Below are 13,945 nucleotides of genomic sequence, written 5' to 3'. Positions count from 1 at the left end.
CCCCAATTCAGTTCTTAACAACACCATGCTTAAGTGAACAGCATTAGCTCCCACAGGGGGGATTTGTGGTGTGAATGAATTGGCGTGGTCAACGTTCCGCCATCTTCAAGGATTGGCTCCACCCTCCCCCCAGCGCCTTGTACAACGTCACTTGATTGATCTCCCGCGCCAACTCCAGCTGCGCCCATTTCTGCTGCGCATCGAACAACGACCGCTGCGCATCCATGGTGGAAAAATAGCTGTCCAGCCCCGATTCGAAACGCAGGCGCGACTGCCGGTAGGCTTCCTGATAATCCCCCACCAGTTTTTTCTGGTACTCGACCTGAGTGAGCATTTCCTGGCGCGCATTCAGGGCATCGGCCGCCTCCCGAAAAGCGTTCTGCACCGTGGCTTCATAGGCCGCCGCCTGGCCGGCGAAGCGGGCGTGACTGGCATCGACCTGCGCCCGTCGCGCGCCGCCGTCGAGCAAGGGCAGCGAGCCGGCCAGCGCCACAGACCAGAACTCCGCTGGACCCGTGAGCAATTGGGAAAATTCCCCGGTCAGGCTGCCCAATGCCGAGGTCAGGGAAAAGGTCGGGAAGTACGCCGTGCGCGCCGCGCCGATATCCGCGTTGGCGGCACGCAGCTGCGCTTCGGCGGACATGATGTCGGGCCGCCGCTCGACCAGCGCCGAAGGCAAACCCGCCGGCACGTCCAGCGTCGCCAACTGCTCCCCCAACGCGCCGGTCGGCAGCAACCCCACCGGCACCGGTTGCCCCACCAACACCCGCAGCGCATTGCTGTCCTGCGCCACTTGCATGCGATAGGTATTGACCTGCACCGCCGCGGTGTTGGTTTGCGCATCCGCCTGATGCACATCGATCCGCGCACTGGAACCGAGGTTATAGCTCTTGCGCAACAACTGCCCGTAACGATCCTGGGATTGCCAGGTGTTCTGCGCCAGGTCGAGCAGATGCTGGTTGGCCTTGAGGCTCAGCCAGGTGCTGGCGACTTCGCCGATCAGCGCCAGCCGCGCCGTCTGATAGTCCGCCTCGGACGCTTCGAAGCGCGCCCCGGCGGCATTGCGCTGACTGCGGATACGCCCGAACAGGTCCAACTCGTAGGAGGTAAAGCCCGCCGTTGCCTGATAGGTGTTGGCGATACTGCCAGCGGTATCGCCGCCTCCGGGTGTGCGCACCAGCGGCGGCAACTTGCTGCGACCGGCGTAAGTGTCGATGCCGATCGTAGGAAAAAGCCCCGAACGCGCACTGTCATACCCGGCCCGCGCCTCTTCGACACTGGCCGCGAACTGTCGCAGACTGCGGTTGTTGGCCAGGGCCATGTCGATCAACTGGCGCAGTCGCTCGTCGACCACAAAACCGCGCCAGTCCTTATCGAACGCCTGCTTGCCGCTGCAGCACTCACCAGCGGTATTGGCCGGCCATTGCTGGTCGATCGGTGCTTCGGGTTTCTCGTAGGTCGGCTCCAGCGAACAACCACCGAGCAAAAACAATGTCATGAAACATGTAGTGGGCAAGCAACTGTTCATGGCGCGCACCTAAAAACGTTGGCCGAGCAAAGCTCGCAAGGGGGAAAGAAGCAACGACCACAGGCCCGACCGACCGACACTGATGTTCGGCAGCGCCTGTTTACGCGAACGCACACTGATCGGCCGCCAGCGGGGTGCAGGTACGTAGGTTGGCGCCTTGACCGGCTTGGCGGCAGGCGGTGCCAGGCGTTTTTCGCCGATCAAGGAGCGCTGCAGCAACGTGCCGAAGGCCTGCGCCGGCTGCGCCTTGCTGACCACGTTGATCGTGGCGTCACTGAACAGCCGGGCAATCAGTTGCCGCCGCAGCCCTTCGTCAAGGTCGGCAAACCTCAAGCCCAATTGGTCCTCGCCGTGATTGCGCATGACTTCGACGTCAATCCAACCCAACTTGTCGACCCACAGCTGCCCGCACAGCCCCGGCTTGATCGAGGAAGCGAAGGCGCAGTTGAGCGACGCACCGCTGAGGGAAATATCCATCAGGCGCCCCGGCAGCACCTTGCCGCCAAAACGAAAACCGGTGGGTTTGTCGAACGGAAACCGCTCTTCGCCATGCAACCGCGGTCGGTCGACACAAGCCACCAGGGTCGCCAGGTTGTACACCAGCGCGACCACCGTCCAGCACAGGTTGAACAGCATGTTGCCGTCGAACGAGGCGGCGGTGCTGATGGCGATGTAGGCGCCAAATTGCGAGAGCAAGGTCAAGGCCAGAAAGAAGCCGAACAGCTTCCAGTGGACCATGGTTTTCGTCCGGTCGAGGCCCTTGGCGGTGACTTTGAACGGCCGCCCGAACGGACGGATCATGGCGCTGGCGATGGTGGCCGTGACCGCCAGCGAGGCAACGATCTGCGTGACCTCGGTAAAGATCGGCAAGGTTCGCCGGTCCGTCACCCAGGTCCCGTAACCCCAGAACGCAATCAGCGCCGGCATGCCGAACGCCAGGAAATCCACCGGATTGGCGTAGAACCCGGCGATGCCGAAGTACCAGTACAGCACCGGCGACACCAGCATCATCAGAATGAACGGCTTGGAAAACCAGTGCATCAGCCCATGGATATAGTGCAGCCGGTCATTGAGCGTGTAGCCGCTGCCGCGCAACGGGCCCTCCTCGAGCAGCGCCACCTGGATCGTGCCCAGGCACCAGCGCCCGCGCTGATTGATGTACTCGGTCAAACCTTCGGCAGACAAGCCAATGGACAGGCGCTCGTTCAACCAGCGGGTGACGTACCCTTTTTGCAGCAAGCGGTAAGTCGTGTAGATGTCTTCGCAGACCGACCCTGTAGGAAAACCGCCGACTTCGGTGATCAAATCGCGTCGCACCACGAAGGACGTGCCGACACAAAACGCCGCATCCCAACCATCCTTCGCCGGCTGGAACACATCGAAGAACACCCGCTGTTCATCGACCCAGCAGGCCGACGTGCCGAGGTTGTGTTGGATCGGGTCGGGGTTGTAGTAGAACTGCGGCGTCTGCACCAGGCCGACCCGGGGATCATCGAACAGCCCCAGGGTTCGCAGCAGGATCGGTTGCTGCGGTGCAAAGTCGGCGTCGAGCACCAGGATGTACGGCGCGTTGCTGAGGGCCGCCGACTGGCGCAGACCGTTGTTGAGGTTGCCCGCCTTGGCGTGGGAATTGTCGGGGCGCCGCGCGTACTGCACGCCCATTTCGGCGCAGTAGTCGCGCAACCAGTCGCGCCGGGTGTCGTCGAGCACCCAGATGGTGAAGTTCGGGTAGTCGATGGCCTGGGCGGCAATAATGGTTTTTTCGAGGATTTCCAGGCCCTCGTTGTAGGTGGCGATGAAGATATCCACCGCCGGCACCGCGTTGCCTTGCTGGCGCAGGCGGCGTTCGCCAGCATCGGCCGCTTTGTGGTGATCCGTGCGACAGAGCATCACGACGATGGAAAACAGCGTGTAACCGATCGCCAGCATCTCGAAGAACAGGAAGCTGTAGGCCCAGACCGTGGCAAATCCGGAATGACCGTCGGGCAAGGTGTCGCGAATCCGCCAGGCTGCATAGTTGATCAGCAAAAATGCAGTGATGGCACCGAATCCGACCCGCGCGGCCCATTGATCACGGTGGGTCAGGCAAGTGAACAGAATCACCGCCGCCAGGGTCCAGAAATTGATTTGCAGCAGTTGCAGCGAGTCCAGTGCCTGCATGTCAGTCAGCCTCTTGCGAACCGGTAAAGGGATTGACGCCGGTGGCAGCAATCGCCGCCCACGCTGTGGCGCCCAAGTGAGGCAGGTGGTAATAGAAGAAATCGTTGCTGACCGAGTCCGGGCCTATGGCCAGCCCGGTACTGATGCGCGCTTGCGGTGTGGCGAACAGCCAACCGTTGCCCGCCTGCTGGGCCAGCAGCACGCTCCACAGCGGCTGGGCTTTCTCACTCAGGCCGCTCAAGCGCGCCACCGCAGCGGCCTGGGCGGTGCCTTCGGTCCACAGGCCATCGGGGTCGCGGTTGAAACCGTAACCTTCGCCGGCACGGTGCGCCTGGTCGATGAAGGCGAAGACCCGCCGCCAGTCCTTGGGCGGCTCATGCAGGGCGATCAAGGGCCAGATCTGTGCGTCGAGCCCTGAGCGCACGCGATCCGAGGTCTGGCCATCCGCGCCGGTACCGATCAGGAAGCGCCCTTCCCCGGCATCCCATTGGCTCGAGACAAACTGCCGGGCGATCCGCGCCTGTTTCGCTGCGTCCTGATTCGGCGCGACTGCGTCGAGTGCCGACCACGCCGCCGCGAGGTCGACGTTGTGCTCGGTGGATTTCCAGTTCTGCTGGACCTGCTTGTCAAAGTACCCGTAATAGCCGCCACTGAATCCGGCGGGCGACTGCCCGTCGTAGGTGTTTTGCTGCGACCAGTGCAGGGCTTTGCGCGCGGCCTCAAGATAGGACGCCTCGCCGCTCTGTCGATAGGCCTCCAACAGGGCCAGTGCCGCCCAGGCCTGATTGCCGGTGGCGCTGCTGACTTGATAGGCGTCCTGGTTCCAGGCGTTGCGCTCGACACTCCAATAGCCCGGCAACTTCATCGACGGTGCCGCCACCGGGCCGGCGGCGTAGGCGTTGCGCAGGCGTCCGTCCTGGTACTCCGGATCGTGCCGTGTGGCGAAAGCCAACGCATCGGCAATCCGCCGCGCCGATTCGGCCTTGCCGCAGGCAAACAGGGCGATGCTGGCCAGTGCGTTGTCGTAGGTGAACGCCACGCCGCGCAACGCCAGGATCGGCGCGGGCTGGCCATCCAGCGGCGGATAACTGGCCAGCAGCACCGGGCCCGCTGGCTGCGCTGTCACGGCCTGATCCAGGGCGGCGCAGGTCATTGCCGCCAGTTGCGGCCGGGCTTGCGCGGCCCATCCGCTTGCCGCGCCGATCATCAACGTCAGCCCCATCATCGCTCGCAATAGAATGTTCATGGCCGCGACACCTCGGCACTGGCCCACAACCCCGGGTTGCAGGTCATGGCGCGCTGGCTGTCCGTGAGGTCAGTGGCAAAGGTGCCGACCACGTACACCGAATTCTGCTCGGCATAGGGAAACGGCACGCTGTAGGTATTGGCGCGGATGTCCGAAGCGCTGGACAACAACTGCACCACACTGGCCTTGAGCGGCTGGTCGAGGCCGCGGATTTTCACGGTGAGCACGCTGTCGCGGTCGATCTTGCTGGCCATGCGCTCGGGAAACACCGCGATCACGTAGCTCTGCGCGCAATCGGTGGCCCGCAGCAGAGTCGAGCCGGCCTGCACCAGGGTGCCTTGGGGGGCGAGCAGTTCCTGGACGGTACCCGGCGAATACGCCACGACGTCGTAGCCGGCCATCAACTTGATCCGGTTCTGCTCGGTATCGATCAGCTGGTTGAGGTTGGCGAGTTCCTGTTGATAGGTCGCCCGGTTGCGCGCCTGATTCTCCAGGCTGAGCTTGAGCGTAGTCATCTGCGCGTTGAGATCGAACATGCGCAGCTGATCGGGATCGAGGTAGACCCGCTTGTTGGCGGCGCTGACGTCACCATCGGTGATGCGCAACTGCGAACGCACCGACTCGGCCGCGCCCTGCAACGAAGCCAGCTGCGCTTTCGACGAAGCCACCACCGCCCCACTGACCGCCCCCTGGACGAACAACTCGAGATTGCGCTCGACCGTTTCCTGGGCATCGATCAACCGCGCACTGGCGGCACTGTTCTCGGCTTTCAGGGCTTTTTGCGTATAGAGCTGGCGGGTATGGAAGGCGGCCTGGTATTGCTGGCTGGTCTTCTCCAGTTCCTCGTAATAGCGCTGATCGTGCTCGGCCTGGCTGACCGAAGACGACAGCTGCTGCTCCAACGTCAGGCGCCGGGTTTGCAGGGTCAACAAGGTTTCCTGGTTCGCCCGCGGGTTTTCCACCACGGCAATCTTCTGGCCCTGGCTAAACGTCACACCGGGTTTGACCGCCAGGGAACTGACCACGCCATCGATAGGCGTGGTCAACAGAATCACCGGTGCATTCAGAATCGCCCGGGTGGCAGACGCCGACACCAGCGGCATGAGCAAGGTCGACAGCAACAGCCAGACAACAAACCCCAGCACACCCAACCCCACCAGGCGCGGTAACAGCGACAACAACTTCGATCGTTCTTCCGCCATGTTCGACTCTCCCGATAGACCAACCGCATTTCAGCCAGGCAATAGCAGGCCTGGCTGCGAAAACACTTTTGGCAGGGTGAGCAAAACGTAATTGATCTGTGCACGGCAATTAAGCCGACGCTGGTTTATGTGATTTTTATTGTGATGTGAGCGGGAATGGGATCCCCGTCTTTTTGGAGAGTTGCTGTAAAGCATGACTTTGGTATTGCCCGAGGCAGAGCGGGCGGTGTCATGGGCGACACTAGATTCAGTGCTTTGGGGTGTCAAGTAAATGAATGGAACAATTAAATGACGTCAAATATGTAGCGGGCTGATAATTGGATCCATGTCATGCATTAGTCGGCAAGCTATTATTTTTATTGGTGGTTTTTATTTTTTATTGCGAATTGAACTTTTAGATAATTCTTAAATGATGGCCGGACAGATTAAAATGATATAAGTCAGTCCTAAGCGGTCCAGGGAGACGGGCTACATTCATGCCTTGGCGCCTATCAGGGGCGCGCGTAGTCTGTGGTGCATTGTTTAAAGCGATCCGAATCCGAGCCGCTGCCTTCGCTGAGATCAATGTCGCCAGACTCGGGCAGGGACTCCACCCCTTTGTTGTGGTATTCATGGCCGAGGGCATTCCGTTAATCGGCCTGAATTAACAGCATTAGTACGACTGCTATCGAGAGATCCATCTGCTCCAATATAGATGCTGGTCACCGGCCACTCAGGAATCATTCTTATACAATGACTTCTTTCTGACACAGCCCAGTCAAACTGCATAAAGAAATTATCATCTTTAAAAATGTGACCAGGGCCTCCTGTTGAGTGGCCGGGGGAGATTTCCCCTCGAAATATATCGTGTTGAGTATTTAGAACAAAACTCAACTCTTCAACCCCCTCCTCCGAGAAATAGACTTTCACCCTCGGCACGGAGACATACCAGAGAAAATACATTAGAAACGATATTGCGAGCAGTTTCCGCCCGCTTCTCATGGGCTCGCTGTGTCCGTAAAGCATTGTTTCAGCCGATTCGAATCCGTGCCACTGCCTTCGCTGTAATCAACATCACCATTGGCGTCCAGGTAGATGTGAGTATTTGGCCACTTTGGGGTCACGTTGACACAGTGTCGGAGCGCTTTATCATTCCACCAGGAGACCTCCATGAAAAACTTCTCACTTGGAAACAAGAAGCCATAATCACGTGTGCCGCCCCCAGGTTGCATTCGTCCTTTGAATATCCGGTGCTGTACATTCCAAATGTATTTGATTTCTTCTTTAGCGTGCTTGGAGTAATAAATAGTCACAGTAGGCAACGCAATATCCCAATGGATGATCGCCAAAAACACAACTGGGATCCATAGCCACCGTGAGTACCGCTTTAGGGTTTCACCTGCCAATGATGCCACGAACTCCTCCCCTTCAGTCGCGGGTGTGTTGGCAGGCTTAATTGATCAAACCAAGACAGACTACTGATTTGACGCATGTCATGGCTTGACCAAATCCCATTGACACTCTTTTAGCTTACCCACATTTGTACCGCTCACTTTTTTCATATCGATGTTGCCGTCCGCATCGAGGAAAATATGCATATTGGGCCACTTCGGTGTGATGCTGATACAGTGCCAACGCCCGTTCTCAACTGCCCAAGAAAACTCCATGAAAAACTCGGTATCCGGATATAGATATCCGTGGTCGCTGACGGAGCCTCCGAGGGACATCCGTCCCCTGTACATCCGATCTTGGACGTTCCATGTGAGGGTGTTGAGAAATGATGCAATGGACGCTGACAGCCTTGCGACTGCCACGGCGAGGTGAAAAAGACGTTTCAGAAGTTTCGTCAAACGAAACAGTCTTTTTCCTACAAGAATGTTTTTATTCGGAAAGAAAAGTCTAAAAGGCGCACAAATAAAAACGCCCCGACCAAGGTCGGGGCGTTTTCATGTGCAGCTAAAGGCTTAGCGCGGGAAAGCTGGCGGGTTTACACCGGCCATGTCTTCCATTACGCGAACCACCTGGCAGCTGTAACCGAACTCGTTGTCGTACCAGACGTACAGTACAACGCGGTTATCCTGGGTGATGGTCGCTTCAGCGTCCACAACGCCTGCGTGGCGCGAGCCAACGAAGTCGGTGGAAACCACTTCCTGCGAATTGACGTAGTCGATCTGCTTGTGCAGGTCCGAGTGCATGGCCATCTGGCGCAGGTACTCGTTGATCTCTTCGCGGGTGGTGGCTTTTTCCAGGTTCAGGTTCAGGATGGCCATCGACACGTTCGGCGTAGGAACACGAATCGCGTTGCCGGTCAGCTTGCCCTTGAGCACTGGCAGCGCCTTGGCGGCTGCGGTGGCGGCACCGGTTTCGGTGATGACCATGTTCAGCGGCGCGGCGCGGCCACGACGGCTGCCCTTGTGGAAGTTGTCGATCAGGTTCTGGTCGTTGGTGAACGAGTGTACGGTTTCGACGTGGCCGTTGACGATGCCGAACTTGTCATTCACAGCCTTCAGCACCGGCACGATGGCGTTGGTGGTGCAGGAAGCGGCGGAGATGATCTTGTCGTCAGGGCTGATGTCGCCATGGTTGATGCCGTGCACGATGTTCTTCAGCGCGCCCTTGCCAGGTGCGGTGAGGATCACGCGGGCAGCGCCCGGGCAGGCCAGGTGCTGGCCCAGGCCGTCGGCGTCACGCCATACGCCGGTGTTGTCGACGATCAGCGCGTTTTCGATGCCGTACTGGGTGTAGTCGACTTCGGCCGGGCTCTTGGCGTAGATAACCTGGATCAGGTTGCCGTTGGCGGTGATGGTGTTGTTGGCTTCATCGATGGTGATGGTGCCATCGAACGGACCATGGACCGAGTCGCGACGCAGCAGGCTGGCGCGTTTTACCAGGTCGTTCTCGGCGCCCTTGCGGACCACGATGGCGCGCAGGCGCAGGCCGTCGCCACCACCGGTTTTCTCGATCAGGATGCGCGCCAGCAGACGGCCGATACGACCGAAGCCGTACAGGACAACGTCGGTGCCTTTGCGGGCGGAGGCGTTCTGCTGGCCAACCACGTCGGCCAGTTCTTCACGGACGAACTGCTCGGCAGTACGGCCGTTGCCTTCAGCCTTGAATTTGGCTGCCAGCTTGCCCAGGTCTACCGAAGCGGCGCCGAGCTTGAGCTCGCTCATCGCCTTGAGCAGCGGGAATGTTTCGTGGACGGACAGCTCGGTATCGTCGGTTTGACGGTGACGAGCAAAGCGGTGAGCTTTGAGAATCGCAATGACTGAACGATTGATCAGGCTGCGGCCATAGATCGAGCTCACCACATTGTTATTGCGGTAGAGCTGACCGATAAGCGGAATCATCGCTTCTGCGAGTGCTTCACGGTCGATCCATTCACCAAGACACTGGTCGGGCTTCTGAGTCACGGGAACCTTCCACATGTAGGGGCAGAAAAAAGGGGCTACATTATGCCGCCGTAAGCCTCGTGTAGCAATGCGCGCCTGTCGTGCGATCCGTAACAATTTTTCCTTCAAAAAAATCACGCATCGCTGGAACCCAATGAAACCGGGGCTTTCAGCGCAGTCAATTTTTTGGAGACAACGCTACCTTGTCCGTAACCCTCCGTAACACCTGCTGGTTTTACCACTACATATTCTGGTTTTTACGGTAAAAAACAGTGGTTTTTTGTCTTTACCACTACATTTCGCCAAACCTGCGTAATAGACACAGTCTGCAACTGACAGGCGGCACCCGGGACCGCTACAATTACCGACTTTGTCGCAACGCTTGGAGCTCAACCTTCCGTGCCCGTTCTGCGTCTACCGCTTCTCCCTGCCGCGGCAGGTAAACAGCACTGGGGCAACCTGCCCGGTGCCGCCCTGAGCCTGGCCATCGCCGAGGCTGCCAGCGCTGCCAAGCGCTTTACCCTGCTGCTCACCGCCGACAGCCAAAGTGCCGAACGGCTGGAACAGGAGCTGAGTTTCTTCGCCCCGGATTTGCCCGTACTGCATTTCCCCGACTGGGAAACCCTGCCCTACGACCTGTTCTCGCCGCACCAGGACATCATTTCCCAGCGCATCGCCAGCCTGTACCGGCTGCCCGAGCTGTCGCACGGCGTGCTGGTGGTGCCGATCACCACCGCCCTGCACCGCCTGGCGCCGACCAAGTTCCTGCTCGGCAGCAGCCTGGTGCTGGATGTCGGCCAGAAACTCGACGTCGAGCAGATGCGCAGCCGCCTCGAGGCCACCGGTTATCGCTACGTCGATACCGTGTACGAGCATGGCGAATTCACCGTGCGCGGCTCGCTGATCGACCTGTTCCCGATGGGCAGCAAGTTGCCCTATCGCATCGACCTGTTCGACGACGAAATCGAGACCCTGCGCACCTTCGACCCGGAAAACCAGCGCTCCATCGACAAGGTCGATTCGGTCAAGCTGCTGCCGGCCAAGGAATTCCCGCTGCAGAAAGAGGCCGTCACCCGCTTCAAGGCGCGCTTTCGCGAGCGTTTCGATGTCGACTTCCGGCGCTGCCCGATCTTCCAGGACCTGAGCAGCGGGATTACCCCGGCCGGTATCGAGTACTACCTGCCGCTGTTCTTCGAAGAAACCTCGACCCTGTTCGATTACCTGCCCCAGGACACGCAAGTGTTCTCCCTGCCCGGCATCGAACAGGCGGCCGAAAACTTCTGGAACGACGTGCGCAATCGTTATGAAGAGCGGCGTGTCGATCCATCCCGTCCTTTATTGCCGCCCGCCGAACTGTTCCTGCCGGTGGAAGACTGCTTCGCGCGCCTGAAAAACTGGCCACGGGTAGTGGCGAGTCAACAGGATGTGGAAACCGGCGCCGGCCGCGAACGCTTCCCTGCCCGGGAATTGCCGAACCTGGCGATCGAAGCCAAGGCCACGCAACCCTTGGCGGCGCTGGCCGGCTTCCTCGACGAATTCCCCGGTCGCGTGCTGTTTACCGCCGAGTCCGCTGGCCGTCGTGAAGTGCTGCTGGAACTGCTCGAACGCCTGAAGCTGCGCCCCAAGACCGTTGACAGCTGGCCGGACTTCGTCGCCGGCAAGGAGCGCCTGGCGATCACCATCGCGCCGCTGGACGAAGGTTTGCTGCTGGACGATCCGGCCCTGGCGCTGGTCGCCGAAAGCCCGTTGTTCGGCCAGCGCGTGATGCAGCGCCGGCGCCGGGAGAAACGCGCCGATGCCAACAACGATGCAGTCATCAAGAACCTCACCGAGCTGCGCGAAGGCGCGCCGGTGGTGCACATCGACCACGGCGTCGGTCGTTACCTGGGCCTGGCCACCCTGGAAATCGACAACCAGACCGCCGAATTCCTCGCCCTGGAATACGCCGAGGGCGCCAAGCTCTACGTGCCGGTGGCCAACCTGCACCTGATCGCCCGCTACACCGGCAGCGACGACGCCCTCGCCCCGCTGCATCGCCTGGGTTCCGAGACCTGGCAAAAAGCCAAGCGCAAGGCCGCCGAACAGGTGCGCGACGTCGCGGCTGAATTGCTCGACATCTATGCGCGCCGCGCCGCCCGTGAAGGGTATGCCTTCGCCGACCCGAAAGCCGATTACGCCACCTTCAGCGCCGGTTTCCCGTTCGAAGAAACGCCGGACCAGCAAACGACTATCGAAGCGGTGCGCGAAGACATGCTCGCGCCCAAGCCGATGGACCGCCTGGTGTGCGGCGACGTCGGCTTCGGCAAGACCGAAGTGGCCATGCGCGCCGCGTTCATTGCCGTGCACGGCGGTCGCCAGGTGGCGATCCTGGTGCCCACTACCCTGCTCGCCCAGCAGCACTACAACAGCTTCCGCGACCGCTTCGCCGACTGGCCGGTGAGCGTGGAAGTGATGAGCCGCTTCAAGTCGGCCAAGGAAGTGAATGCGGCGATCGCGGACCTGGCCGAAGGCAAGATCGACATCGTCATCGGCACGCACAAGCTGCTGTCCGACGACGTAAAAATCAAGAACCTCGGGCTGGTGATCATCGACGAAGAACACCGCTTCGGTGTCCGCCAGAAAGAACAGCTCAAGGCCCTGCGCAGCGAAGTCGACATCCTCACCCTGACCGCCACGCCGATTCCGCGCACGCTGAACATGGCCGTGTCGGGCATGCGCGACCTGTCGATCATCGCCACGCCGCCAGCCCGACGCCTGTCGGTGCGCACCTTCGTCATGGAGCAGAACAAGAGCACGGTCAAAGAGGCCCTGCTCCGTGAGCTGCTGCGTGGCGGCCAGGTCTACTACCTGCACAACGATGTGAAGACCATCGAGAAATGCGCCGCCGACCTCGCCGAACTGGTGCCGGAAGCGCGGATCGGCATCGGCCACGGGCAGATGCGCGAGCGTGAGCTCGAACAGGTGATGAGCGACTTCTACCACAAGCGCTTCAACGTGCTGATCGCCTCGACCATCATCGAGACCGGCATCGACGTGCCGAGCGCCAACACCATCATCATTGAGCGCGCCGACAAGTTCGGCCTGGCGCAACTGCACCAGTTGCGCGGCCGCGTCGGGCGCAGTCACCACCAGGCCTACGCCTACCTGCTGACGCCGCCGCGCCAGCAGATCACCGCAGACGCGGAAAAGCGCCTGGAAGCGATCGCCAACACCCAGGACCTCGGCGCGGGCTTCGTGCTCGCCACCAACGACCTGGAAATCCGTGGTGCTGGCGAATTGCTCGGCGACGGGCAAAGCGGGCAGATCCAGGCAGTCGGTTTCACGCTGTACATGGAAATGCTCGAGCGCGCGGTGAAGTCGATCCGCAAGGGCGAACAACCCAACCTCGACCAGCCGCTGGGCGGCGGTCCGGAAGTCAACTTGCGCGTACCGGCGTTGATTCCCGAGGACTACCTGCCGGACGTCCACGCCCGCCTGATTCTCTACAAGCGCATCGCCTCGGCCACCGATGAGGAAGGTCTCAAGGACTTGCAGGTGGAGATGATCGACCGCTTCGGCCTGTTGCCGGAGCCAACCAAGAACCTGATGCGCATCACCGCCCTGAAATTGCAGGCCGAGTTGCTGGGCATCAAGAAAGTCGACGGCGGCCCGCAAGGTGGTCGAATCGAGTTTGCGACACAAACCCCGGTCGACCCGCTGACCCTGATCAAGCTGATCCAGAGCCAGCCCAAACGCTACAAATTCGAAGGGGCGACGATGTTCAAGTTCCAGGTCCCGATGGAGCGCTCGGAAGAGCGCTTTAATACTGTAGAGGCGCTGTTTGAGCGCCTCATTCCGAAAACTGCTTGAAGGACGCCGCATGCGCCTGTTTCGCTCACTGACCTTGTTGACAATGTTAATAACAGCACTGGTCACCCCGTCGGTCTTTGCCGATGATCTGTATCAGATTGAAATGATTCTGGTGCGGCAGAACGCCGTGCCGGCGATTGTCAGCCGTGCCGCGCCGGAAGACTGGGCCGCTGGCGCACAAGCCGTCAGCCCTGACAGCCTGCGCACGCCGAGCCTCAATGGCGAAGTGGAAAAACTGACCGCCAGCAATGAATACACCGTGCTGCTGCACAAAGCCTGGCAGCAGACCCTCGGCGAAACACCGGTCAAGGTCGCGGTCAGCGACGGCAAGGAGCAGTTCGGCCAGTACCCGATTGAAGGCACCCTGAACATGACGCTTGGACGCTTCACCGATGTGGACGCCGATTTCTGGGTCAACCAGTTCAACGACGAAGGCCTGGTCACAGCCAGCGAACGCCTGAAACAGGAAAGCCACACCAAGAACGGCCAGCTCAACTTCCTCGACAACGGCCACCTGGGCCTGCTGATCAAGATCACCTCGTTGACGGCGCCCGCTCCCCGGGAAGCCCCTGAAGTCGTTCCGGACTGA

General features: G+C 60.3%; 9 protein-coding genes. 2 read left to right on the top strand and 7 right to left on the bottom strand.

All coding sequences use genetic code 11. From position 1 onward, the window contains the following. Positions 1-88 precede the first annotated feature (88 nt). The 7 genes from SOP85_RS16610 to SOP85_RS16580 form a co-directional block, all read right to left on the bottom strand. Positions 89-1,528: an efflux transporter outer membrane subunit gene (locus tag SOP85_RS16610; protein WP_323627532.1), complete on the bottom strand. Its 1,440-nt coding sequence runs from the start codon at positions 1,526-1,528 to the stop codon at positions 89-91. A 9-nt stretch (positions 1,529-1,537) separates the two neighbouring features. Next, complete coding sequence (locus SOP85_RS16605; RefSeq protein WP_323627531.1) at positions 1,538-3,688, bottom strand: glycosyltransferase family 2 protein; 2,151 nt, start codon at positions 3,686-3,688, stop codon at positions 1,538-1,540. A 1-nt stretch (position 3,689) separates the two neighbouring features. Beyond that, on the bottom strand, positions 3,690-4,934 hold the full coding sequence (locus SOP85_RS16600; protein WP_323627530.1) for a hypothetical protein: 1,245 nt from the start codon (positions 4,932-4,934) through the stop codon (positions 3,690-3,692). Beyond that, positions 4,931-6,136 (bottom strand): HlyD family efflux transporter periplasmic adaptor subunit, encoded by a 1,206-nt coding sequence (locus SOP85_RS16595; protein ID WP_323627529.1) that lies wholly within the window; start codon positions 6,134-6,136, stop codon positions 4,931-4,933. Before SOP85_RS16595 ends, SOP85_RS16600 begins: the two co-directional genes overlap by 4 nt. 977 nt (positions 6,137-7,113) lie before the next feature. Beyond that, the gene (locus SOP85_RS16590) at positions 7,114-7,530 is read right to left on the bottom strand and encodes a hypothetical protein (RefSeq protein ID WP_323627528.1); all 417 of its coding nucleotides are present in this window, start codon (positions 7,528-7,530) and stop codon (positions 7,114-7,116) included. 78 nt (positions 7,531-7,608) lie between these two features. Continuing rightward, on the bottom strand, positions 7,609-7,965 hold the full coding sequence (locus SOP85_RS16585; protein WP_323627527.1) for a hypothetical protein: 357 nt from the start codon (positions 7,963-7,965) through the stop codon (positions 7,609-7,611). Between the two features lie 114 nt (positions 7,966-8,079). Then, complete coding sequence (locus SOP85_RS16580) at positions 8,080-9,543, bottom strand: glyceraldehyde-3-phosphate dehydrogenase (RefSeq protein WP_274077075.1); 1,464 nt, start codon at positions 9,541-9,543, stop codon at positions 8,080-8,082. Positions 9,544-9,906: 363 nt separating this feature from the next. Between SOP85_RS16580 and mfd the strand changes: the two genes are divergently transcribed. Both mfd and SOP85_RS16570 read left to right on the top strand, forming a co-directional pair. Beyond that, positions 9,907-13,356 carry a transcription-repair coupling factor gene (gene mfd, locus SOP85_RS16575; RefSeq protein WP_274077076.1) on the top strand — a complete coding sequence of 1,150 codons (3,450 nt, stop codon included), beginning with the start codon at positions 9,907-9,909 and terminating at the stop codon, positions 13,354-13,356. Between the two features lie 10 nt (positions 13,357-13,366). Continuing rightward, complete coding sequence (locus SOP85_RS16570) at positions 13,367-13,945, top strand: CsiV family protein (protein WP_274077077.1); 579 nt, start codon at positions 13,367-13,369, stop codon at positions 13,943-13,945.

It is taken from the genome of Pseudomonas sp. YuFO20, from assembly GCF_035064975.1.
GTDB lineage: Bacteria > Pseudomonadota > Gammaproteobacteria > Pseudomonadales > Pseudomonadaceae > Aquipseudomonas > Aquipseudomonas putida_AE.
Note: the sequence above shows the minus strand (reverse complement) of the source record. Positions and strands in the feature narration are given on the sequence as shown.